The sequence below is a fragment of the Mycobacterium sp. 134 genome, assembly GCF_048282715.1.
Classification (GTDB): Bacteria; Actinomycetota; Actinomycetes; order Mycobacteriales; family Mycobacteriaceae; genus Mycobacterium; species Mycobacterium septicum.
This window is the reverse complement of record NZ_JBLVUN010000008.1, coordinates 5,127,836-5,149,705: the sequence shown is the minus strand read 5'-3', so window position 1 is coordinate 5,149,705 and position 21,870 is coordinate 5,127,836. Positions and strand designations below refer to the sequence as shown.

Sequence of the window (21,870 nt, the reverse complement as noted above, 5' to 3'; positions counted from 1 at the left end):
CCGTGAGGACCCGTGTCCGCCGGCGGAGACCCTGGAGTACTTACGAACTATGCCTCAGCAGAGAGAATTTGACATCGTCTTGTACGGTGCCACCGGGTTCGTCGGCGGACTCACCGCCGCATATCTCGCCCGGGAGAGCGGACCGGCGCGGATCGCCCTCGCCGGCCGGTCCGCCGAAAAGGTTCGCGCGGTGCGCGACTCGCTGGGTGAATCGGCTCGTAACTGGCCGATCATCGAGGCAGACGCCGGATCGCCGGAGTCCTTGGTGGCGATGGCCAGACGCACACGCGTCGTCGTCACCACGGTCGGGCCCTACACCCGGTATGGCCTTCCGCTGGTGGCAGCGTGTGTGGAGGCCGGAACCGACTACGCCGATCTCACCGGTGAGACCCCGTTCATCCGTGCCAGCGCCGACCAGTTCCACAAGCAAGCCGCCGATACCGGTGCGCGGATCGTGCATTCGTGTGGATTCGATTCGGTTCCTTCCGATCTGACTGTCTATGCCATCTACGACCGCGTCCGCGCCGAAGGAGAAGGTGAACTCGCCGAGACCAACATGGTGGTGCGGAAGTTCGTCGGCGGGGCCTCCGGTGGGACCCTCGCCTCGATCTTGGAGGCCCGCCGCACCATGTCGAGCGATCCAGACGTCCGGCGCGCCATGCTCGATCCCTACACGCTGAGCACCGATCGCGACGCCGAACCCGACCTCGGGCAGCAGTCGGATGCCCCGTTACGGCGCGGCGTGCGGATCGCCCCCGAACTGGACGGGTGCTGGACCGGCGCATTCATCATGGCGGCAGAGAACTCACGCATTGTGCGGCGTAGCAACGCACTTCAGGATTGGGCGTACGGCCGCTGGTTCCGCTACGCGGAGCAGGTCAGTGCCGGACCTTCGGTGCTCGCTCCGGTCACCGCGGCCGTTTCCACAGCGGTCCTCGCCGGCTTTTCCGGACTGGCCGCGCGTTATGCCAACAAGGTGCCGTCGGGGTTGTTGGAACGCGTGATGCCCAAACCGGGCACTGGGCCCGGTGTAGATGCTCTGGCCAAAGGTCACTATCGCATCGAGACCTACGCGACCACCACAACCGGCGCCCGGTATCGGGCCGTCATCGCGCAGCAGGGTGACCCAAGTTACATCGCCACCGCGGTGTTGCTCGGACAGAGCGGCTTGGCGCTCGCGCTGGACCGCGGCCAACTCTCGGACCTGCGCGGGGTGCTCACCCCGGCAGCGGCGATGGGCGATGCGCTTCTCACCCGACTGCCGGCTGCAGGGGTGACGTTTCAGACGACCAGGCTGGATTGATTCCGTCGACGCCCGTAGCGGCCATCGACGATGTGACCAAATGGCGGGGAGATCGGCTGGAATACCCGGTGATTGGCGGGTTGTCGGCCCGCGCCCGGCGGGTGAGCATGGTGGCTTCCGCGTGCATCGACGCAGCAATGAGATCGGCAGACGAGCTCGGTCAGAGCGAGCGGACCCAGAGGCCCTCCGGCTGAGGGAGCCAGCCTCATGAGAAAGGACAGAAAGAAATGAAGGCCGCGCAGTTTTATGGCAAGGAAGACCTCCGTGTCGAGGAGGTGGAGGAACCGACTCCTGGTCCGGGGCAAGTGAAATTGCGCAATGCGTATTCGGGCATCTGCGGCTCAGATCTGCACTTCTACTTCTTCCCCGAAGCGCTACCGTTCGACCTCCACGAGCCGCATCCGCTTACGGGCGCCTGCGTACCCCAGACCTTGGGCCACGAGTTTGCCGGCACCGTGGTCGAGGTGGGGGAGGGTGTGACGGGCGTGAAGGTCGGCGACCGCGCCGCCGTCTATCCGCTGGTCGCGTCGTGCGGTGAATGCGCGGCCTGCCGTAGGGGTTTGCGCTTCTCCTGCAGGATGATGGGCTCGATCGGCGCGAATGCACCCGGGGGCGGTCTGTCCGAGTTCACCACCGTCCCCGCGTCGGCGCTGCACCTACTTCCTGAGAGCGTGGATCTGCGTATGGGTGCGCTCGTCGAACCGATGGCGGTCGGCTGGCATGCCGTCGCGCGCAGCGGTGTTCAGACCGGTGGAACGGCGCTCGTCGCGGGCGCGGGGCCGATCGGTATCGGCGCCTGGTTCGCGTTCAAGGCGCGCGGAGTAGAGAAGGTTCTGGTCTCCGAGCCGAGTGCGGAGCGCCGCGCCATCATTGCGGCGCTGGGTGCGACGGTCGTCGATCCGGTGAACGACGATCTTGCCGCTGTGATCGCCGAGTTCACGGGCGGCGCAGGCGTGGACGTCGCTGTCGATGCTGCCGGTGCCGGTGCCGCCATCACTTCGGCATTGACCGGTCTGGCCGCCGGTGGCCGCGTCGTGGTCGCTGCGCTGCACGAGCACCCGATGCAATTTCAGCCGACGACGCTCTCGATGGGGGAGACAGAGATTGTCGGTGCGGTCGGTTACCAGCCTGAGGAGTTCGACGCCGTCATCGCTGCGATGGCGGACGGTGTCTACGACACCACCGGCTGGGTGGAGGAAATACCGCTGACGGGCGTTGTCGACGCCCTGCACGCCCTCCGCAATGGCACCGGCGCGAAGATCCTCATCAAGGCCGATTGACGCCATTGCGATGGAGTCAGACGGATGACACTCCGGTGGGAGTGCCATCCGTCTGATCGGCGCGTCAGCGTTCGAGCGCGCGCTTGACGAACTCGGCGCGGGTTGCGGATGAGGCTTGGGACACGGCTGCCTGCGCGATGTTCTCGAACCCGTGGAAGCCGCCGCCCCACATGTGGAGGTCCACACTCACCCCGGCTTCACTCAGCTTCATCGCGTAGTCGACGGCTTCGTCGCGAAACCCCTCGGCGGATCCCACATCGATGAAAGTACGTGGCAGCCCGGACAAGTCCTTGGCCCGCGCCGGAGCCGCATAGTACGAAACGTCCTCAGTGCCCCGTCGTTCGCCGAGCAATGCGGTCCAGCCGTACAGGTTGCCGTTGCGGTCCCAGGTTCCGTCGTCGTCGAGCATGCGCGAGCTGTGGGTTTCGAATCGGTCGTCGAGCATCGGGCAGACCAGAACCTGGTGACTCAATTGCGGGAAGCCTTCGTCGCGCGCCATGAGCGTGATGCCTGCAGCGAGTCCACCGCCGGCGCTGGTGCCGGTGACGATGATGTGCGACGGGTCGATTCGCAGCTGCTCGGCATTCTCGGCACACCAGCGAAGCCCGTCATAGCAGTCCGTGATCGGCGCGGGGTCGGGGTGTTCGGGCGCGCGTCGGTATTCGATCGATGCGATGACCGCTCTTCCCTCCGCCACGTGAGATATGTGGTCGTCCAGACCCAGGTGGCGTCCACCCGCGACCATTCCGCCACCGTGAAGGTAGTAGATCAACGGCCATCGACCGTCTCCCTCGGCCGGGCTGAGTATGACGAGCGGGAGGTCGGCCTCGGCGGTCGGGACAGTCAGCTCCTCTACCCGGACTCGTCCGCCCTGGGTCATATCGAGCGGGTCGCGACCGGGCACGGTTGCGGTCGTCAGTTCTCGTACCTTCTCCAGGGTCTCCTCGCGGAGCGAGGGTACCGAGGCCCGAATCGCGTTGAGTCCAGGGATCAGTTCGGGATCGTAGGGCGGTCGTATCGGTGCCGGGCCGAATGCATCATCGGTCTGTGTCATGAAAACCTCCTTCGGTATTCAGTGAACAAGCTCTGCTTCGCGCGGCACAGCCGTCAATAGGGCAGGATTACTGCGCTGATTGCCGACAAACGGCGGTAGCGGGCGGACCGAAGAGACTAGATGTGCGCGTTCGTTCCGCGGCCATCGCTATACGCCAGAGGGTCAGTGTGATGCTGGCGCGGGCGCTTCCACTGCCGGTGAGCGGGTTGTACCCGAGCCGGCGTTCCAGCCAGGCGATGCGCTGGCGGAGCGTGGAATGGTGCAGATTCTGCAAGCGGGCGGTCTCACGGAGGCTGGTGCGACTCAGCAATGCTTCGAGGGTGGGTACGACCCATGGACGTTCAGATTGCAGCTCGACCATCCGGCGAACGTCGGGGGATTGTTCGGCGGTTTCAGCATCGACGTTCTCGGCGACGGTGGCGATGCTGCCGAGCTCGCCATAGCGCACGTGAGTGGGATTGCCACTGGCGAGGTCGACGGAGATCCGCAATGCGGTGACCGCGTGCTGCCACTCTCGGTGAATGTCGACACTGGCGCAGATATGAAGTCCGGCGGCGATATCGAGAGGAATTCTGTTCTGCGTCAACGGCTCTGGGAGGAGCCGAATTTGGTGCTCGTCGATGACCAGTCCTCGGGGCATGCGCCGAGCGTCGACCAGATGGGTCGCCACTACTGTGACTGTTGATCCCAGCCGCAGTTGATACAGCGCGTTGTCGCGGTCCGCAGGGGACGTGTCGGGGTCGCAGGCCGCGCGCGTTGCTGCCACGGTCGGGGAGTCGTCGGGGGCTCTTCTGACCGCGTGCAGGCTGCGGGCGAACCGTTCGAGGACCAGATGGTCCAGCGGCCAAGCGGGTCCGTCCCGGTCCAGCCAGACCGTGATCTCTTCGAATCGCTGGGTTTGACGTGAGGCCGTGTCGTGGTCGACGTCGTTGACCGCACGCCCGGCGGCGTCAACACCAACCCGCAGGCCGCGTTCCGGATCTTCCAGTCCCACGGGGCAATCGGCCAGCGAAGCGGCTGCCCTCAGCATGGCCAGAGCCGAACACTGCTCGTCGACCAGGGTGTCGAAGTGTTCGATCACCCGGAGCGCGTCCGCCGCACCGCCGTCGATCGTGGAGAGCTTGACTATCCATTCGCGCATGAGCCGACCTCGATCCTCATGCAATACCTCGGGTGCGCGCTGATTGCCGGTAGTGCCGTAGGGCCCGCCACGCACCCATGGCGGGCCCTACGGAGTCCTTCGCGCGATCAGTGATTGGAATCAGCCGCGTGCGCGGCCGCGCGGTCCAGTCGGGGTACAGGCGGCGGGAACTTCGCGGTCAACGGGGAAACGCCGGGAATCTCACCGAAATCGGGGCCGAAGAACTGGGCGACCGTCCTGGCGAAGCCGGTGTCCATGTACATCCGCTCGGCCTTGATCTTGTCTCCCTCGAAGTCCATCACGACGTTGTAGCTGCCGGTGGTCCGGACGCCGTTTTCGTCGTCGAAGAACACGTGTGCTTCGCGAATGAGGCTGCCGGCGGCGGTGATCGCGTGGGTGCGCTTCTCCGCCCAGAAGTTGCGTACGTCGCCACCATGGAGGAGGCGCACGTACGTTTCTCTGACTGCCTGCCGGCCTTCGACGTGCCAATTGAGTGCTGGGAACTCGTAGATGGGGTTCTCGACGAGGGTCGCCATAGTCCCGTCGATGTCGAGGTTGAACTCCGCCATCTCATGAATGGCGAGGAGTTCTTCCATCTGGTCCAGCGTGAGCGTTGTTGCCATGGTCTTCCTCTCTGGGCTGAGCGTACAGTCTGACATGTAGCTATGTCAGATTGAGTCAAAATGATGAAATCGGTGGCCACCACGTATCTGGGCGTGGTGGCCACCGGGTGCTGCTGCCGGCTACTCGGCCATTGCCTAGAGCCGGACGATGGTGCGTCCCTTGACGCCGCCGCCGAGGATGCTGCCCGTCACGGCGGGGATCTCTTCCAGGCCGATCTCGTGAGAGATGCTCTCTGCCAGGTTTTTCGGCTTGAGGTCGGCGCCCAGCCGCTTCCAGACCTTGGCGCGGAGCTCGGCCGGGCACTGCACAGAGTCGATGCCGAGCAGGTTGACGCCGCGGATGATGAACGGCATCACGGTGGTGCCGATCGCGAAGCCGCCGGTCAGCCCGCAGGTGGCGACGGAGCCGCCGTATCGGGTGGTGCGCAGCAGGTAGGCCGTGGTGTCGGCGCCCACCGGATCCACTGCGCCGGACCACAACTCAGCCTCCAGCGGGTTGTCGCTCGCACCGGAGACGTCCTCGCGGCTGAGGATCTTGGTGGCGCCCAGGCTCTGGAGATACTCGTGCTCGGACGCCTTGCCGGTGCTGGCGGCGACCTCGTAGCCAAGGCCGGCAAGCATGTTCACTGCAACGCTGCCCACGCCGCCGGTGGCGCCGGTGACCAGAACTGGTCCGTCGCCCGGCTTCAGCCCGTTGTCCTCCAGTCGCTGGATCGACAGACCGGCGGTGAACCCGGCCGTGCCCAGTGCCATGGCTTCCTTGAGTGTGAGACCCGCGGGCAGCGGCTCGACCCAGTCGCTGGAAAGCCGGGCATATTCGGCGTACCCGCCGAACTGGGAAATGCCCAGGTCGCGCCCGATCGCCAGCACCTCCTGTCCGGGGGTGAACCGCGGGTTGCTCGACTCGACGACGGTGCCGGCGAGGTCGATGCCCGGAACCATCGGATACGTGTAGACGACGGGGCTTTCCGGCAGGCAGGCCAGGCCGTCCTTGAAGTTGACGCTGGAGTACTGCACGCGCACGGTGACATCGCCTTCAGGCAGGTCGGCGAGCGTGAGCTGGCCGACGCCGGCGCTGAAGCCGTCGTCACCCTTGTTCAAGATGAACGCGTTGAAAGATTCGGACATGACACCCTCCTAGATGGGCTCCCAGCGACTACGGCTGCGGAGGCCGCAGCGACTGTGGTCTCGGGCAAGCACTTTCTTCACTGGTTACTGCAATGGGACCGGATCGATCGTCGGTGGGCCGGCCATCCACATCCGTGGACCCGTAAGGGGAGGCGCGATGCGTCGGACCGTGCCAAACCAGGCGATAGATTGATCTAGTTGGCGAGGGTACTGGCGGCGGTGCAGCCTCGTCAACGGGGTGGCGCGATGGCCGGGGCGGGGGAGGCGTGACGTTCCGGTTCAATGTGACAATCGTTGACTGCAAGATGTGATTGTGATTAGGCTCATTGGCGTAGATCAATCTATCTAGAGTCGGCTTCGATAGATCTGCACGAACGCTGTCGAGCGGAACCTCGACGGTCGGGGAAGCGGCTCATACCGCGATGGATCTGATCTCAGCCCAGTGACGGATCAAAGGAGACCCGGTAGGCCATGACCGAGATGACCAAGAACGAAATGGAAGAAGTCCTGCTCGCACACGAAAAGGGTGAGCTGGAAGAAGATCTCGACGCGACGATGGCCACCTTGGTCGACAACCCGCACTACGAGCTTCCGACCTTGGGCTATGCCTTCGACGGCTACGACGCCGTCCGCGAGGCCTACAGCCGAATCATGCCCGGCACTCGGACCCGCAATGTGGCGGCCAAGATGCGAGTGCACGCCATTGACAGCAACACACTGGTCCGCGAGGCGCACGTGTCATTCAACACGCGTTCGGGCGAGCGAGTTAACGGCAACTACATCGTCGTGATGTCCTTCGATCCCGAGCAGAGGCTGATTTCCGGCGAGCGGATGTACATGGACACCAACTTCGCGGCGATGATGTCCGAGAACCTCGGTCCGGATTTCGCCGATGTGCCCGGCGTCACGAAGCTGAGCGATGTGGCTCCGACGATCGACCGACACGATGCCTACGAGGTGGCCGAGCGCAAGGGCATCACCATCAACTAGCCGCACGGCTCTCGCCTCTTGCGTTGACCTGCGGTCAGGGCGTGAAAGTGCGGGTAGTGACCGCCCTGACCGCAGGATCGACGAGAGGTAGCAACGTGGGCGAAGTTCAACTCAGAGCCACATTTCCGACTGTCGCGAGCGAGAAGTTGGAGGAGTTCAAGGCACTCGCGGAGAAGGCAGTCGTCTCGGTGCGGGGCGAGGCCGGAGCGCTTCAGTACGACTGGTTTCTGAGCGACGATCGGACAAAGTGCGTGGTCTTCGAGAAATACGCCAGTTCTGAGGCTGTACTCGCGCACCTGGCGAATGCCGGTGGCGTGATCGGTCAACTGGCAGGGCTGGGTGGTGGTCTGGACCTCGAGGTGTTCGGCGACGTGTCACCGGAACTGAGGAAGGCGCTGGCTGCGGCGCGCCCGCCGTTCTATGCGCCGTTCATCGGCTTGTAGTCGAGATCGGCCGCTGGGTGACAAGGGAATCGGAACGGCTAGTGAGGACGACAGATGCTGAGCTTTGAGGGACAGGTCGCGATTGTCACGGGCGCTGGGCGCGGTATCGGCCGCGCAACTGCGCTCGCTCTGGGCAAACGCGGTGCCAAAGTGGTGGTGAACGACTACGGCGGTGGATTCGACACGCTGACGCCCGGCACCAGTGAGGTCGCGCAATCGGTGGTGGACGAGATCGTCGCCGCCGGCGGCGAGGCGGTCGCGAACGGGACCGCCGTCGGAACGGGTGACAGTGCGCAGTCGATCGTCGAGGCTGCGACGAAAGCATATGGGCGCATTGACATTCTCGTGAACAATGCGGGTGGCAGCCGGCCATTTCACAACGTCGACGAGGACGCCGACGAGAATCTGGAAGGCGTGATCCGTAGCAATCTGCTCGGCTCGCTGATGCTCATGCGCCGGGTCTGGCCGATCATGCGCGAGCAAAAATACGGCCGCATCGTCAACACATCGTCGAATACCGTTCTGGGGCAACAGGGAATGCTGGCCTATGTCGCCGCAAAGGGCGGCATCATCGGCATCTCGGGCTCCGCAGCCATCGAAGGCCGGCCGCTCGGTATTCTTGTGAATACTGTTTTCCCCCAGGCCTATACCCGCAGCGTCGATGACACTGCCGACCCCGGCGCGATGGACTGGTTCAGGTCGCACACGCCGGAACTGGTAGCCGAGGGTGTTGCGTTTCTCTGTAGTCGAGAATGCGACGCCTCCGGTGAGCTGTTCCGTATCGGCGGCGGCCGGTTCAGCCGTTACGGCATATACGGCAACAAGGGTATCGAGAGTGCCAATCTGACCTCCGAGTTCGTGGCTGAGCGGTTTGACGAAAGTCGTGACATGAGCGATGCAGAGATCGTGCCCGACGCCGCGTACGACATGGCACGCTTCAACGCAGATCTGGCATCGGACTGGCAGGGAGATCTCAAGTCGGACTGGCGGAAATAGCCTCTCGCCGCGGAGTTGATCGGCGACGCCGAACGGCAAAGACCTCGCGTGTTTCCGTCGCGAGGTCTTTGCCGTTCAGAGATCAGGGCACGATTCCGCCGGTCGCCAGCACCAGTTGCCCGGTGATCCACCGCGCATCAGGCGATGCCAGGAGTGAGACCGCATCAGCGATATCGGCCGGTTGTCCGATGCGGCCCAGCGGTGTCCGCGCGATCAGCGCATCGTCCTGTTCTTTGGTGTTCGTGCCGATCAGGTCCGTTTTGGTGAAGCCCACCCCGATCGCGTTGACGGTGATGTTCCGTGGCCCGAGTTCGGCGGCAAGCGACCTGGTCGCGGCCTCAAGCCCAGCCTTGGTCGCCGAGTAGACGGTGCTCCACGGAACTGGATGGACCGTCACGCACGAGCTCATGTTGATGATGCGGCCGCCGTCGGGGAGCGCTGCAGCAGCGGCCTGGATTGCAGCGATCGGCCCTAGGATGTTGACCGCGAACTGTTTGCGGGTGAATTCTTCGGTGACGTCCTCGATGGGCTCTCTGCCCACCTCCTGTACAGCGTTGTTGACCAGGATATCGAGGCGTCCGAGCTCCTTCACCGTCTTCTCGACGAGCATCTGCGCCTGCGACCAGTCACCGATGTCGGCCTGAATCGCGATCGCTTTCCCGCCTGCCCGCCGAATGCGATCGACAATACCCGCCGCTTTATCTTCTGACGCAACATAATTCACCACGACGGCCGCCCCGTCGGCAGCCAGTCGTTCTGCGGTTGCCGCACCGATACCGCGCGACGATCCGGTAACGAGCGCAACCTTGCCCTCTAGATTCGCCATCAGAACTCTCCTCCTTGACAGTGATGGATTTTCAACGGGAAGCAGTCGTGTCGCGCGGCTTCAGCCAATTGCCGCTCGCGCGGCGGAAGCCAACTCGCGGGGCCGAGCCGCCAGCACATCAAGGGGAGTCGACGGGCGCCCCATCACTCCCGCCGCGTAGCGCTCGTAGATGCCCTCCGCGATGCACGCGAGCCGCCACAGCGCAAAGCTGACGTAGTAAGGGAGAGTGGAGGTATCGCGACCGGTCAGCTGTTGGTAGCGGGCAGCCAGCTCTGACACTGTCGGGAAACTCGCGGCCCGCCTCGGTGCCCAGCCGTCGTCTTCGTCCAGAGCCCACCAGGCCGCGAGCCAACCGAGGTCGGCCAACGGGTCGCCGACGGTCCAGAGCTCCCAGTCCAAGACCGCCTTGATCGCGCCGGTCGGGGTCACGAGCATGTTCCCGATCCGAAAGTCGCCGTGGATGATGCTGCTCCACCGCTGTGGTGGCTCCGCCTCTTCGAGGATGTGGTGAACCTCGACGATTTCCCGTGGTGGGTTTCCGACCTGGTTTATCCACAAGTTCAGTTGTCTGCCGATATAGGAGCGGGTCGGGACATCGCGCCGCCTGCTGACCACGCCAGGATCGATACCGTGCAGGTCCGCCAGGGTGGCCACGATATCGCTGCCGAGTCGGTGTCGAGCCGAATGCGTAAGCGCAGAAGCGCTTTCCGCACTGTCGATGACGATTCCGTCGACATGATCCATGACGTAGAAGTCGGCACCGGTCACCTCGGTGTCCGTGCAGAACGCTACCGTCGGTGGAACCGGCACGGCGCTCGACTGCAAGGCGGTGAGGATTCGCCATTCGCGCTCCATGCTGTGGGCACCCGACCGCAGCTGCCCCACCGGCGGACGGCGTAGCACCCAGGAATACCCTGTCCGATCGGTGACCCGGTAGGTCAGATTCGAGCGTCCGCCGGCGAGCAACTCGAACGACAGAGGTGGTTTCGCATCCCGCACCGTCGTCACGAACCATCGCTCGACCGCGGCAGCGGTTATCCCGATGTGGTCCGCGGAGGTGGCCTGTCCGCTCACGTGCTTTCCATTTCGGCGTGGGCGATGGACCGGAGATGCACCTCGTCAGGGCCGTCGGCAATACGCATGGTCCGCGCGGCCGCCCATAGTGACGCCAATGGCGTGTCTGCGCTGACCCCGGCTCCGCCGAAGATCTGCACCGCGTCGTCGAGGATCCGGCACACCCCTCGTGGTACCGCTACCTTGATCGCCGCGATTTCGGTGCGCGCCGCGTGCGCTCCGTGCTGGTCGATGAGCCACGCCGTCTTGAGGACCAACAGTCGCAACTGCTCGATGGTGATGCGCGCGTTCGCGATCCACTCGCGGATCACACCCTGGCTGGCCAGCGACCGTCCAAACGTCACACGTTCGGCGGCCCTGTGCTTCATCAGGGATAAACCCCGTTCGGCCATCCCGATCGCGCGCATGCAGTGGTGGACCCGGCCCGGCCCGAGTCGTGCCTGAGCCATGGCGAACCCCGCTCCGGCAGTACCTACGAGGCTCGTACGGGGGACCCGAACGTCGGCGAAGCTGACTTCGCCGTGCCCGTTTTGATCAGTGAACCCGTAGTAGCTCAGATCGCGTACCACTGAGACCCCCGGGGTGCCAACGGGAACGATGACGAACGAATGCCGCCGGGCACGGTCGGCTCCAGGGTCGCTGATTCCCATGACGACATAGAACGCCGTTCGGGGATCCAAGGCTCCGGTGGTCCACCACTTGCGGCCGTTGACCACGATCTCGTCACCCTCGAACCGCACCGTGGTACCGATGTTGCCGGCATCGCTACTTGCCACGTCAGGTTCGGTCATGGCGAAAGCGCTACGAATCTCACCGTGTAGCAGTGGAATCAGCCACCGATCGCGCTGTTCCGCGGTGGCAAATCGGTCCAGCAGCTCCATGTTGCCGGTGTCGGGTGCCGAACAGTTCATCGCCTCCGGGGCCAGCTGCGGATACCATCCGGTGCGCTCGGCCAAGGGCGCGTAGTCGAGCAAACCCAGGCCGTGATCCGGCTCGGCAGACCGTGGCAGGAACAGATTCCATAGCCCGCGGGCGCGTGCCTCGGCCTTGAGTTCCTCGATGACCCCGGGCACCTCGTGAGGTGTACCCGCCGCGGCGAGGCCGCGTCGCTGCTGCTCGTAGCGTGCCTCTGCGGGGGCCACCCGCCCGTCGATGAACGCGTTCACGCGTTCGAGGTACTCGCCGGCGCGTGCGCTCGGTTCGAAGTCCATGGCTCCATTCCGGTGGTGAACAACCGCAAGCTCAGATGTTGCGTGGTTACCTGGGGGACATGCGGATAGCACCGTCGAGGCGGATGACCTCGCCGTTGAGCATCGGGTTTTCGATGATGTGCACGGCCAGAGCGCCGTACTCATCGGGATCGCCCAGCCGGGCCGGGTGCGGCACCTGCTGGCCCAGCGACTTCTGCGCCTCCTCGGGCAGCGAACCCAGCAGCGGGGTCTTGAACAACCCCGGCGCGATGGTGCACACGCGGATCAGCTCACGCGACAGATCCCGCGCGATGGGCAGGGTCATACCGACCACACCGCCCTTGGACGCCGAGTAGGCGGCCTGCCCGATCTGCCCGTCGAACGCCGCGACCGAGGCGGTGTTGATGATGACGCCGCGCTCCTCGTTGGCCAGGGGTTCGGTCTTGGCGATGCGCTCAGCGGCCAGCCGGATCACGTTGAACGTACCGATCAGGTTGACCTCGACCACCTTGCGGAACCCCTCGAGCGGGAACGCACCGTTTTTGCTCAGCGTCTTGATCGCGTTGCCGATGCCCGCGCAGTTGACGTTGATCCGCACCGGGCCCAGCGATTCGGCGACATCGAGTGCCTCGGTCACGCCCGCCTCGTCGGTGACGTCGGTGGCGACGAACCTGGCACGATCACCCAGCTCGGCCACGACCTCTTCACCCTTGAGGTCGATCACGACCACCTGGGCACCGGCATCGAGCAGTCGCTTGGTGGTGGCCAGGCCCAAGCCCGAAGCACCACCGGTGACGACGGCTACCGCGTCCTTGATCTCCATGTCCAATAATCCCTTCGTCGTGGTGTTGTCAGCCGGTCTGCTCGGCAAGGGCGCGGCTGATCACCAGTCGTTGAATCTGGTTGGTGCCCTCGAAGATCTGGGTGATCTTCGCCTCGCGCATGTAGCGCTCGACGCGATAGTCGCGGGTGTAGCCGGCGCCGCCGAATACCTGGACAGCGTCGGTGGTGACCTTCATCGCCGCGTCGGTGCAGATCAGTTTCGCGACGGAAGCATGGCGGGAACAGGGCAGTCCGGCGTCGCGGCGCCGTGCGGCTTCCAGGTAGGTGGCCCGCGCCGAGTCGACGGCTGCCGCCATGTCGGCCAGGATGAACCCGAGCCCCTGATGGTCGATGATGCGGCGTCCGAAGGCGGTTCGTTCGTTTGCGTAGCGCACCGCTTCATCGAGCGCGGCCTGTGCGATTCCTGTTGCTACGGCGGCAATCCCGATTCGGCCGCTGTCCAGGGCACTGAAAGCGATGCGCAGGCCGGCCCCTTCATCGCTGATGCGGCGTTCCGCGGGGATGAACGCGTTGTCGTAGAACGCGGAAGTGGTGGGCACCGCATGTAGGCCCATCTTGTCCTCGGGATTGCCGAAGGACAGGCCTTCGGTGTCGGCGGGTACCAGGAAGCAGCTGATGCCCTTGGACCCGGCTCCCGTACGGGCGAACAGCGTGTAGAAGTCTGCGATGTTGCCGTGGGTGATCCAGGCTTTTGTCCCGTTGATGTGGTAGCCGCCCTCGACTGCGGTGGCCTTGCAGGCCAGGGCTGCGGCGTCGGATCCCGCTTGGGGTTCCGACAGGCTGTAGGCGCCAATTGAGCTGCCGTCCAGCATTCTTGGTAGCCACTTGTCGCGTTGTTGATCGCTGCCGAACTCGACCAGGGCGTGGCACGACAGGTTGTGCACGCTGAGGGCGCAACCGACTGCCGCCCAGCGTGCCGAGATTTCTTCGAGGACCTGCAGGTACACCTCGTAGGGCTGGCCGCCGCCGCCCCACTGAGTGGGTTGGGGCAGCGTCAGCAGTCCGGACTCGCCCAGGGTGCGGAAGGCCGCGTCCGGATAGGTGCGATCCTTCTCGGCCTGGTCGACGACTGGATCCAGCACCTTGTCGGCGACGGTGCGGGCCAGGTCAATGAGGTCGCGAGCGTCATCGCTGGGCAACATACGGTCGACGGGCATGGTTCTCCGATTCGAGGTGAGGGAGTTGCGCTTCTGTGGTGTCGAGGACCGCGGAGAGGGAGCCATCACCGCCCCGCGGTCCTCGGGTCTTATCCGGTCGCGACGGTGACTGCGTAATCGCTTGTGACAGCGTCGAGCACGTACTCGGCGATCCGGTCGCGGTGCTCCTCGGCACTGCCCAGCAATGCCGCATCGGTGAAGGCGCGCTTGAAGTACAGGTGCGCCTGGTGCTCCCAGGTGAAGCCGATGCCGCCGTGGACCTGAACGGTGTCGGTGGCGATGCGGGTGAAGGCGGCCGAGCAGGTTGCCTGTGCGATCGATGCGGCCAACGTCGGGTCGTCACTGTTGTCCTGCAGCGCCCACGCGCCGTGATAGGCGGCCGACCGGGAATGCTCCTGTTCCACGAGCATGTCGGCGATGCGGTGCTTGACCGCCTGGAACGAGCCGATGGGCCGGCCGAACTGCAGGCGTTCCTTGGCGTACGAGACGCTCAGGTCGAGCAGATGCTGTGCCCCGCCGACCTGTTCGGCGGCCAGCAGCACGGAACCGACGTGCAGCGCGTGCTGACAAATCTGGGGCGCCTGATCCGGGCCGGCGAGCAGTGCGGCGGGGGCGTCGACGAACTTGACGGTGGCCTGCGGCCGGGTCAGGTCCATGGTGGACAGGACGTTTCGTTGCACACCGGGATCGGTCGCATCCACGACGAACAGTGCCACCCCATCGGGTCCCGTCGCCGTCACAAGCAGGGTGTCCGCAGAATCGGCGTCGACGATGCGCTCGGCTGTACCGGACAGTGCCCACGTTTCGCCTGAGCCGGTGGCCTGCACGGCCACGGCCTCGGCGGCGAAACGTCCGGCCTGTTCGGGGACGGCGAACGCCGCAGTACGGGTCCCCGCTACAAGCGGGCCCAGGGTCGCGGTCCGCACTGCGCTATCCGGGGCGGCGACGAGTGCGGGGATCGACAAGGCGAGGGTGCCGAACACCGGCCCGCAGAACAGCGCGGCGCCCAGCTCTTCCACCACGATCGCGGCGTCGACCAGGCCACCGCCCGAGCCGTCGAGTTCCTCCGGGACGCCGAGACCGAGGACTCCCAGCTCGGAACCGAGCCGGGTCCAAGCCTTTTGGTCAAACGCGGGTTTGGACTCCATCAGCTGCCGGACGGTGGCCTCGTCGGAGTACTCGGCGCAGAAGCCACGCACTGCTGTGCGTAGCTCCTGCTGTTCCGGTGTGAACGCGAATTGCTCGGTCGGAATTTGATCAGTGTCAGCCACGGGGCACCTCACGCCAGGGTCGTCCGGAGTCAGCGCGAAGATCGCCGGGAAGTCCCAGGATCCTTTCGCCGAGAATGTTGCGCAGCACCTCAGAGGTACCGCCTTCGATGGTGTTGGCGCGTGAACGCAGGAAGCGTTGTTGGACCGGTCCTCCGGCGTTCGCGTCCTCGGCGGTGACCTCGCGCATGGTGTAGTCGCCGTAGAGGGTGCCCTCGGGGCCGAGGAAGTCCATGCAGAACTCGTAGACGTGCTGGTTGAGCTCGGCGCCGACCAATTTGTCGATCGACCCCTCGGGGCCGGGACCGCTCACGGTCGCGGTGGCCCGAGCCCGCTCCGAGGTGAGCCGCTGCGCCTCTGCGCGGAGCCAGAGTTGGGCGAGGCGGTCCCGCCGGACGGGGCTGTGGCGGTCAGGGCGCTGGGCCCATAGGGCGACTGCGTCGCCGATCGTGCCGGCTCCACGGCGGACTCCGGCCGCACCGATCGAGCTGCGCTCGTTCATCAGTGTCGTCATCGCCACGCCCCAGCCGGCACCCACTGCGCCGATGCGGTGCCTGTCGGGAACCCGGACGTCGTTGAGGTAGACCTCGTTGAACTCCGCCTGGCCGGTCATCTGGCGCAGCGGGCGGACCTCGACGCCTGGATCGCGCATGTCGACGACGAAGTAGGTCAGGCCCTTGTGTTTCGGAACATCCGGATCGGTGCGGGCCAGCAGGATCCCCCAATTGGCGCAGTGCGCCAACGTGGTCCACACCTTCTGTCCGTTGACGATCCAGTCGTCACCATCCCGGACCGCGGAGGTGGCCAGCCCGGCCAGGTCCGACCCGGCGCCCGGCTCGGAGAAGAGCTGGCACCAGATGTCCTCGGTGGTGGCCAACGGCCGCATCCATTGGCGCTTGAGTTCGTCGGTCTGGGCGTACTCGACGAGGGTCGGCGCCGCCATGCCGTAGCCGATGATGTTCAGGTCGTACGGGGAGGGTGCGCCGGCCTTCCGGAAGATCGCATCCGCCACACCCTGGTATCCGCGCGAGAGCCCGAGGCCACCGAGACCCTCCGGGAAATGCACCCACGACAGGCCGGCGTCGTAGCAGGCCCCTAGGAACTCTGTCATGGGAACCGCGGTGGGATCGTGCTCCCGGACGATGCGGTGCGCGGCGTCGGCTACCCGCGCGGATTCGGCATCAATGCTCAACGTCTACTCCAGTGATCAAGTCACGCTTGCCGCACGACCGCATGTGCAGCCTGAAAAATTCGGCCCTAGCCGTAGATAGAACGATCTACTACGCTGACGGTAAGTGATGCCCTGTGCGGTGTCAATTGCGAAATATCAACGTCGTTGGGGCATGGCCGAGTTCGCCGATCGGTTCTGCGGCAACGACGGTCATCAAGGTGGATGGGGGCATACATGTCGCGTACGAATCAGGGATGGGTGCTCAAACGCAGACCCGAGCGTGAGGTTCGGGGCTCAGACCTTGAGCTGGTCGAAACGCCTGTCATGCCGCTGGAGCCTGACCAAATTCGCGTGAAGAACATCTATCTGTCGATAGATCCCACCAACCGAGTGTGGCTCAGCGGTCGCGATCAGTACCTCCCGCCGGTCGGTGTCGGCGAGGTGGTACGCGGAATCACTGTCGGTGTCGTGGAGGAGAGCGCGTCGTCGCGGTTTCAGTCAGGAGACACCGTCCTCCTCGGTGAGGGTGGCTGGCAGCGGTTTTCGACGTGCGAGGCCTCGGCGGCCACACGCATCCGACGCCGTGAGAACATTCCGTTGACCGCGTCGCTGTCCGTCCTGGGCACCACCGGACTGACTGCCTATACCGGCTTTCTGGACATATGCCGACCTAAACCTCGATCCACTGATGAATTGGGGTAGGTGTGCCTCGCTGGGCTGTTGAGGGCTGGTCCTGGTCGCGGGCAGGGGGTATCTGCTGGTCTGTCCAGCTGTTCCTGTGCGCTCCGGTCGGGCCTTTCGGCATATGGTCAGGTGGTGGCGATTTCTGGTGGGCTGTAGCCGATGGTGTTGCGCCACAACGTGAGCCAGTGCTCTGTCCAGGGCCAGTGCGCTGGTAGGTGCAGGATAGGTTGGCGTTGCGGACGGGCCAGGCGGGCCGGGATAGTGATTATCTTGCGGCGCAGTGTCGCCCCGCGGGCGACCGCGTGGGCACCTCCGGCCAGGACGCCGACGGCGCGCAGCAGGTTGTGGGCGATCGCGGCGCACAGGATCCAGGCCGAGTTCGCGCCGAACCGCCCCGAGGGCATGTGCGCCAAAGGTCCGTCGATGAGGTCGGCGAACACGGTTTCGATGATGGCGTGGCGGCGATGAGTGATGTCAGCGGCGTCGACGGGTTCGTCGGAATTGGTGAAGAACGGGTGGTACCGCCACACCGGAAACAGCGCATCGAGGAACCGCGCGTCTTTGACCCGGCGCACGACCAACCGGGCGGTCACCGGAGTCTTGGTGGAACCGAAGGCTGTGTAGGTGGTTTCGGCGACTTCGGCATCGGAGATCCAGGCGCCGGTGTCGGGGTCACGCACAGCACCGGGATAGTTCACCGGGGTCCACGCGGTCTCGGGAATTGCGTCAATGGCGGCGGCAACTGCTGCGGTCTTGGTCAGCACCAGCGAGAACCGGACACCTGCTCGGTGGCAGGCGGTGACCACGGTGCTATTGCCGTAGGCCGAATCGCCACGCACCAGGATCTGCCCGGTGACCCCGGCAGCACGGGCGGTAGCGGCCGCTTGAGCGATCATGCGGGCTGCGCCCTTGCCGGAGTTGGCCTTGCCCGCCCGCAACCTCGCCCCGGCGATCACCGGCGCACCGTGGTCGGTGCTGATCGTGGTGATCAACGGTGAGAGGCCTTTGCGCAGGATCTGCCTGCCGGCGATCTTGGTGTGTCCGTAGCTGGCGCCCTGCTTGGCGTGCCCGTAGACCGGGCGTAGTAGTGAGTCGATGTCGATGAACGCCCGTCCGTCGGCGCCGGGCAACAGATCGACACGCCCGCACAGCGCGGCCAGGTGTTCGCGCAGGACAGATTCGAGCTGGCGGGCATGCCCGAAGGTGAACTCCCGCAATAAGGTTCCGATCGTCGACGGGGCGTACACACCACCGAAGAGGGTCTTCATCCCACCCGAGCGCACAACGTCTAGGTCATCAATGCTGTCCGCGCCGGCGCACATCCCGGCGATCAGCGTGGTCAGCTTCGGTGACGGATGGGCCGCGGCCGAACGGATCCGCTCACAGGTGAACCGGATCTTGTCGGCCAATAGCTGCGACAGACCGGTCTGGTCGGCCAGGGTCATCACCGGCACCAGCCCGGCGCACGACACGAGATGTGCATCATCGAAGACCGCCGACGACACGGCGAACCTATGGGACACTTGCACCGGAAGCGCCTTTCTGAACGTGGGCTGATCGAAGTGTGGTAACTCCAATCATCCCAGCTCAAAGGGCACTTTCCTTACATCAACACCCTCCGAACAGGCGATTCATCGGTGGATCGAGGGTTAGCCGCCCCGGACTTGACCCGAGACGACCTGATGTGAATTGTGTTGTCCAACAACCGTGTCAGGCCAGCTTGCTCGGCCAGGGCCATCACCGGGACCAGCCCGGCGCACGACACGAGGTTGTCCTCGTCGAACACCGCGGAGTCGGGACCGAACGTGTGGGACACTCGCACTGGAAGTGCCTTTCTTGTGCTGGTCGGATTGTTGCGTAGAGAACACCAATCTTTCCAGCTCAGAGGGCACTTTCCTCATTCCGACACCCCAACAACCAGCCCATTCATCGGTGGATCAAGGCTAAACCTGGTGAGACGCTCGTCGTTTCGGCGGCCGCCGGCGCGGTCGGGTCGATAGTCGGACAGATCGCGAAGATCAGAGGTTGTCGGGTGGTCGGTATTGCGGGTGGCGCGGAGAAATGTCGGTGGATCGTCGAGGGGTTGGGTTTCGATGGTGCTATCGACTACAAGGCCGAGGACGTGGGAGAGGCGCTCGATCGGCTGTGCCCGGACGGCGTGGACATGGACTTCGAGAACGTGGGTGGGCACATCATGGACGCCGTCTACTCGCGGATGAACGTCAACGGCCGGATGGTGCTGTGCGGTCTCATCTCGTCGTACAACTCGGATGGACCGATGGCAGGTCCTGAGGACTTCGGCCGAGTCCTCATGCAACGTCTGACAATTCAGGGTTTCGTTGTTCTGGACCACTTTTCCCGCGCCCGGGACGCGTACTCCGACCTGGCCGAGTGGATCGGCTCGGGACAGCTGCGCTGGAAAGATCACGTCATCCACGGCCTCGATGCCGCGCCGCAGGCGATGAACCGGCTCTTCACCGGAGACCATGACGGAAAGCTGATGGTGCAGGTCTCAGACGAACCGCTGCGTTCGGAATCTGTGAGCCATTCGAGTGTGGAGGTTGTCCGGCGATGATCGAATTCGAATCCAACACGGCCGACCCCACCCTGCTCCGCCAGGCATTCGGGTGCTTTCCGTCCGGCGTGACGGCAGTGTGCGCCATGGTCGACGGTGGGCCGATGGGTATGGCGGCCAGTTCGTTCACCTCGGTGTCGTTGGAACCGGCGCTGGTCTCACTGTGCTTCCAATCGTCGTCGGGCACTTGGCAGCGGCTACGCGAATTGCCGCGATTGGGAATCAGCGTGCTGGCACAGGGCCAGGATGAGATCTGCATGAGCCTGGCACGCAAGTCACCCGACCGCTTCGCCGGGATCGCTTGGGGCAGCACCTCCGAGGGCTCGGTGTTCGTGCACGGGGCCACCGCCTGGCTGGAGTGCTCGGTGTACGGCGAACTTCCGGCCGGGGATCACGAGGTCGCGCTACTGGAGATCCACGGTTTGCAGGCCAAGCCAGGTGCCGCCCCACTTGTCTTCCATGGCAGCAAGTTCCGCCGGCTCGCCGGCATCGCCTTCGGCGGCGACGTAGCTGACTTCGTCGGCCACGAGGAATAGTGCACCGCGCTCGGGCCGGGAGACCGGCGGTTTCATCCCGTAGCCGTCTAACCGCAAATGCGAAACTGGCCCGGCGCAGAAGCGTCGGGCCAGTTCTGTTGTGGTGCAATCGATCAGGACTTTCCGCCCGCTTCAGCAGCGGCCGCCATCTCGGCCTGGGCCTGGATGATGTTGTCCATCAACGACGGCTTGTCCAGGGCGAACGGCAGTTTGTCCATGCCGCCGTAGGGGTTCTGGAAGCTCGCGACTTCCTCCGGGGTGTTGTCGACGTACACTTCCAGCTGATTGCCGTCGGGATCGTAGAAGTAGACGCTCTTCGCGACGCCGTGGTTGATGGTGTACGCGATCTTGACATCCTCGCTCAGCAGGGTGTCGTACGCCTCGCGAAGGTCGTCCTCGCTGCTGAGTTTGAAGGCGAAGTGCTCCATGCCGACCTGAAAGAACGTGCTGTCCGGCGCTTCGGCGCCGACTTCGGCGATGCCCAGCTCATGGTGATCGCGTCCGGTGGAAAGGAATTTCACCATCGGGTCGATGGACCCCATCACCTTCAGGCCGAGAACCCGGGTATAGAAGTCGAGGGACCTCTCCATGTTGCGGACTTTGATGACGACGTGCGCAACCCTCTCGATCTTGATCATTTGCCTTAACCTCTCCAAATTCGTGCTAGTGAGCTAACTCTCGGCGCTGCGCGCTGTATGTGCTGCCTCGCCGGAAGAGCAGCGAGACTCACATTACTAGATCAATCTATAAACTGACAAGGTGTGTTGCCGCTTGGCTGCCCCACAAGGGGCTGGTCGTCAGAAGACCATGTATCCGCCGTCGATGACGATCTCGTCGCCAGTCTGGAACCCGCCGATACCGCTGGCCAGGTAGACGGCGATGCGCGCGAAATCGGCCGGCTCACCCCAGCGCCGCTGCGGCATGCGCTTCATGACGTTTTCTTCGAACGCCGGATTGCTCATTTCCCGGGAGATCAGTGGTGTTTCGGTCCATCCCACCACCATCGAGTGCGCGTTGATGCGATACCGCGCCAGCTCGATGGCGCAGCTGCGCATCATTGCGGCCAACCCGGCCTTGCTCGCCGCGTAGGCCTGGCCGCGTGGGGTGCCGTGGTGTGCCGAAACGCTCGAGGTGCCGACCAGGACGCCTCCGCCGCCATGCTCGACCATGTGCTGGGCGGCGGTGCGCAGCGTCAGGAATGCCCCGTCGAGATTCACCCGCGTGACTCCCCGGAAATCGGCCAGAGTCGTTTCAAGGAAAGGGATTTCGGGTGCGCGGACTCCGGCGTTGGCGAAGCAGGAGTCGACCCTGCCGAAGTACTCGAGTGTCTCGGCGAAAGCGGTGGTCACGGAGTCCTCGTCGCCCACATCGCAGCGCACGGCCCGAATTCGCGTGCCGTGCTTGGCGAGTTCCTCCGCGGCGGTCTTGTTGCGTTCGGCGTTGGTGCCCCAGACGCAGACATCGGCGCCGCTTTGGGCCAGTCCGTGGGCCATGGCCAGGCCGATGCCGGAGTTGGCTCCGGTGACCAGCGCGACGTGTCCGGTGAGATCGAAGAGGGATGACATGCAAATCCTCGGAGTTGTCCGGG

General features: G+C 64.7%; 22 protein-coding genes. 8 read left to right on the top strand and 14 right to left on the bottom strand.

The genetic code is table 11. The annotated features are described in order from the left end of the window. Nucleotides 1-49: 49 nt before the first annotated feature. Both ACNQVK_RS29370 and ACNQVK_RS29365 read left to right on the top strand, forming a co-directional pair. Complete coding sequence (locus tag ACNQVK_RS29370) at nt 50-1,303, top strand: saccharopine dehydrogenase family protein (protein WP_418032336.1); 1,254 nt, start codon at nt 50-52, stop codon at nt 1,301-1,303. Between the two features lie 227 nt (nt 1,304-1,530). Beyond that, the gene (locus tag ACNQVK_RS29365; RefSeq protein WP_418032335.1) at nt 1,531-2,583 is read left to right on the top strand and encodes an alcohol dehydrogenase catalytic domain-containing protein; all 1,053 of its coding nucleotides are present in this window, start codon (nt 1,531-1,533) and stop codon (nt 2,581-2,583) included. A gap of 64 nt (nt 2,584-2,647) precedes the next feature. Here the strand turns inward: ACNQVK_RS29365 and ACNQVK_RS29360 are convergent, their stop codons facing one another. From ACNQVK_RS29360 to ACNQVK_RS29345, 4 genes are all read right to left on the bottom strand, one after another. Then, nucleotides 2,648-3,637: an alpha/beta hydrolase gene (locus ACNQVK_RS29360; RefSeq protein WP_418032334.1), complete on the bottom strand. Its 990-nt coding sequence runs from the start codon at nt 3,635-3,637 to the stop codon at nt 2,648-2,650. Nucleotides 3,638-3,704: 67 nt separating this feature from the next. Further along, a complete protein-coding gene (locus ACNQVK_RS29355; RefSeq protein WP_418032333.1) occupies nt 3,705-4,778 on the bottom strand; it encodes a hypothetical protein in 1,074 nt (357 codons plus the stop codon). Between the two features lie 107 nt (nt 4,779-4,885). Continuing rightward, complete coding sequence (locus tag ACNQVK_RS29350) at nt 4,886-5,401, bottom strand: hypothetical protein (protein WP_409550361.1); 516 nt, start codon at nt 5,399-5,401, stop codon at nt 4,886-4,888. Between the two features lie 135 nt (nt 5,402-5,536). Then, nucleotides 5,537-6,529 (bottom strand): acryloyl-CoA reductase, encoded by a 993-nt coding sequence (locus tag ACNQVK_RS29345; protein ID WP_418032332.1) that lies wholly within the window; start codon nt 6,527-6,529, stop codon nt 5,537-5,539. A gap of 471 nt (nt 6,530-7,000) precedes the next feature. On the opposite strand from ACNQVK_RS29345, the gene ACNQVK_RS29340 reads away from it, so the two are divergent. The 3 genes from ACNQVK_RS29340 to ACNQVK_RS29330 are packed head-to-tail and all read left to right on the top strand — an operon-like array spanning nt 7,001 to nt 8,958. Continuing rightward, complete coding sequence (locus ACNQVK_RS29340) at nt 7,001-7,519, top strand: hypothetical protein (protein ID WP_418032331.1); 519 nt, start codon at nt 7,001-7,003, stop codon at nt 7,517-7,519. 56 nt (nt 7,520-7,575) lie between these two features. After that, nucleotides 7,576-7,962 (top strand): putative quinol monooxygenase, encoded by a 387-nt coding sequence (locus tag ACNQVK_RS29335; protein WP_418032330.1) that lies wholly within the window; start codon nt 7,576-7,578, stop codon nt 7,960-7,962. 54 nt (nt 7,963-8,016) lie between these two features. Beyond that, on the top strand, nt 8,017-8,958 hold the full coding sequence (locus ACNQVK_RS29330; protein ID WP_418032329.1) for an SDR family NAD(P)-dependent oxidoreductase: 942 nt from the start codon (nt 8,017-8,019) through the stop codon (nt 8,956-8,958). Nucleotides 8,959-9,040: 82 nt separating this feature from the next. Here the strand turns inward: ACNQVK_RS29330 and ACNQVK_RS29325 are convergent, their stop codons facing one another. The 7 genes from ACNQVK_RS29325 to ACNQVK_RS29295 form a co-directional block, all read right to left on the bottom strand. Beyond that, on the bottom strand, nt 9,041-9,784 hold the full coding sequence (locus ACNQVK_RS29325) for a glucose 1-dehydrogenase (RefSeq protein WP_418032328.1): 744 nt from the start codon (nt 9,782-9,784) through the stop codon (nt 9,041-9,043). A gap of 60 nt (nt 9,785-9,844) precedes the next feature. After that, on the bottom strand, nt 9,845-10,858 hold the full coding sequence (locus ACNQVK_RS29320; RefSeq protein ID WP_418032327.1) for a phosphotransferase family protein: 1,014 nt from the start codon (nt 10,856-10,858) through the stop codon (nt 9,845-9,847). Further along, nucleotides 10,855-12,069 (bottom strand): acyl-CoA dehydrogenase family protein, encoded by a 1,215-nt coding sequence (locus ACNQVK_RS29315; RefSeq protein WP_418032326.1) that lies wholly within the window; start codon nt 12,067-12,069, stop codon nt 10,855-10,857. Before ACNQVK_RS29315 ends, ACNQVK_RS29320 begins: the two co-directional genes overlap by 4 nt. A gap of 46 nt (nt 12,070-12,115) precedes the next feature. Beyond that, nucleotides 12,116-12,871, bottom strand: a complete 756-nt coding sequence (locus tag ACNQVK_RS29310; RefSeq protein WP_418032325.1) for a 3-hydroxyacyl-CoA dehydrogenase — start codon at nt 12,869-12,871, stop codon at nt 12,116-12,118. Nucleotides 12,872-12,899: 28 nt separating this feature from the next. Further along, nucleotides 12,900-14,048 carry an acyl-CoA dehydrogenase family protein gene (locus tag ACNQVK_RS29305; protein WP_418032324.1) on the bottom strand — a complete coding sequence of 383 codons (1,149 nt, stop codon included), beginning with the start codon at nt 14,046-14,048 and terminating at the stop codon, nt 12,900-12,902. A gap of 89 nt (nt 14,049-14,137) precedes the next feature. After that, on the bottom strand, nt 14,138-15,319 hold the full coding sequence (locus tag ACNQVK_RS29300) for an acyl-CoA dehydrogenase family protein (RefSeq protein ID WP_418032323.1): 1,182 nt from the start codon (nt 15,317-15,319) through the stop codon (nt 14,138-14,140). Continuing rightward, nucleotides 15,312-16,508 carry an acyl-CoA dehydrogenase family protein gene (locus ACNQVK_RS29295; protein ID WP_418032322.1) on the bottom strand — a complete coding sequence of 399 codons (1,197 nt, stop codon included), beginning with the start codon at nt 16,506-16,508 and terminating at the stop codon, nt 15,312-15,314. The genes ACNQVK_RS29300 and ACNQVK_RS29295 overlap by 8 nt, the downstream gene beginning before the upstream one ends. Before the next feature lie 213 nt (nt 16,509-16,721). On the opposite strand from ACNQVK_RS29295, the gene ACNQVK_RS29290 reads away from it, so the two are divergent. After that, nucleotides 16,722-17,189 (top strand): hypothetical protein, encoded by a 468-nt coding sequence (locus ACNQVK_RS29290; RefSeq protein ID WP_418032321.1) that lies wholly within the window; start codon nt 16,722-16,724, stop codon nt 17,187-17,189. Between the two features lie 107 nt (nt 17,190-17,296). Here ACNQVK_RS29290 and ACNQVK_RS29285 read toward each other — a convergent pair whose 3' ends face one another. Continuing rightward, complete coding sequence (locus ACNQVK_RS29285) at nt 17,297-18,700, bottom strand: IS1380 family transposase (RefSeq protein WP_065204061.1); 1,404 nt, start codon at nt 18,698-18,700, stop codon at nt 17,297-17,299. Nucleotides 18,701-19,041: 341 nt separating this feature from the next. Between ACNQVK_RS29285 and ACNQVK_RS29280 the strand changes: the two genes are divergently transcribed. Continuing rightward, nucleotides 19,042-19,746: a zinc-binding dehydrogenase gene (locus tag ACNQVK_RS29280; RefSeq protein ID WP_418034408.1), complete on the top strand. Its 705-nt coding sequence runs from the start codon at nt 19,042-19,044 to the stop codon at nt 19,744-19,746. Next, complete coding sequence (locus ACNQVK_RS29275; RefSeq protein ID WP_418032320.1) at nt 19,743-20,282, top strand: flavin reductase family protein; 540 nt, start codon at nt 19,743-19,745, stop codon at nt 20,280-20,282. Before ACNQVK_RS29280 ends, ACNQVK_RS29275 begins: the two co-directional genes overlap by 4 nt. A gap of 113 nt (nt 20,283-20,395) precedes the next feature. On the opposite strand, the gene ACNQVK_RS29270 is transcribed toward ACNQVK_RS29275, so the two are convergent. Then, nucleotides 20,396-20,920, bottom strand: coding sequence for a VOC family protein (locus tag ACNQVK_RS29270; RefSeq protein WP_409550370.1), 525 nt, complete (start codon nt 20,918-20,920; stop codon nt 20,396-20,398). 159 nt (nt 20,921-21,079) lie between these two features. Next, nucleotides 21,080-21,847 (bottom strand): SDR family NAD(P)-dependent oxidoreductase, encoded by a 768-nt coding sequence (locus ACNQVK_RS29265; RefSeq protein WP_418032319.1) that lies wholly within the window; start codon nt 21,845-21,847, stop codon nt 21,080-21,082. Nucleotides 21,848-21,870: the final 23 nt, after the last annotated feature.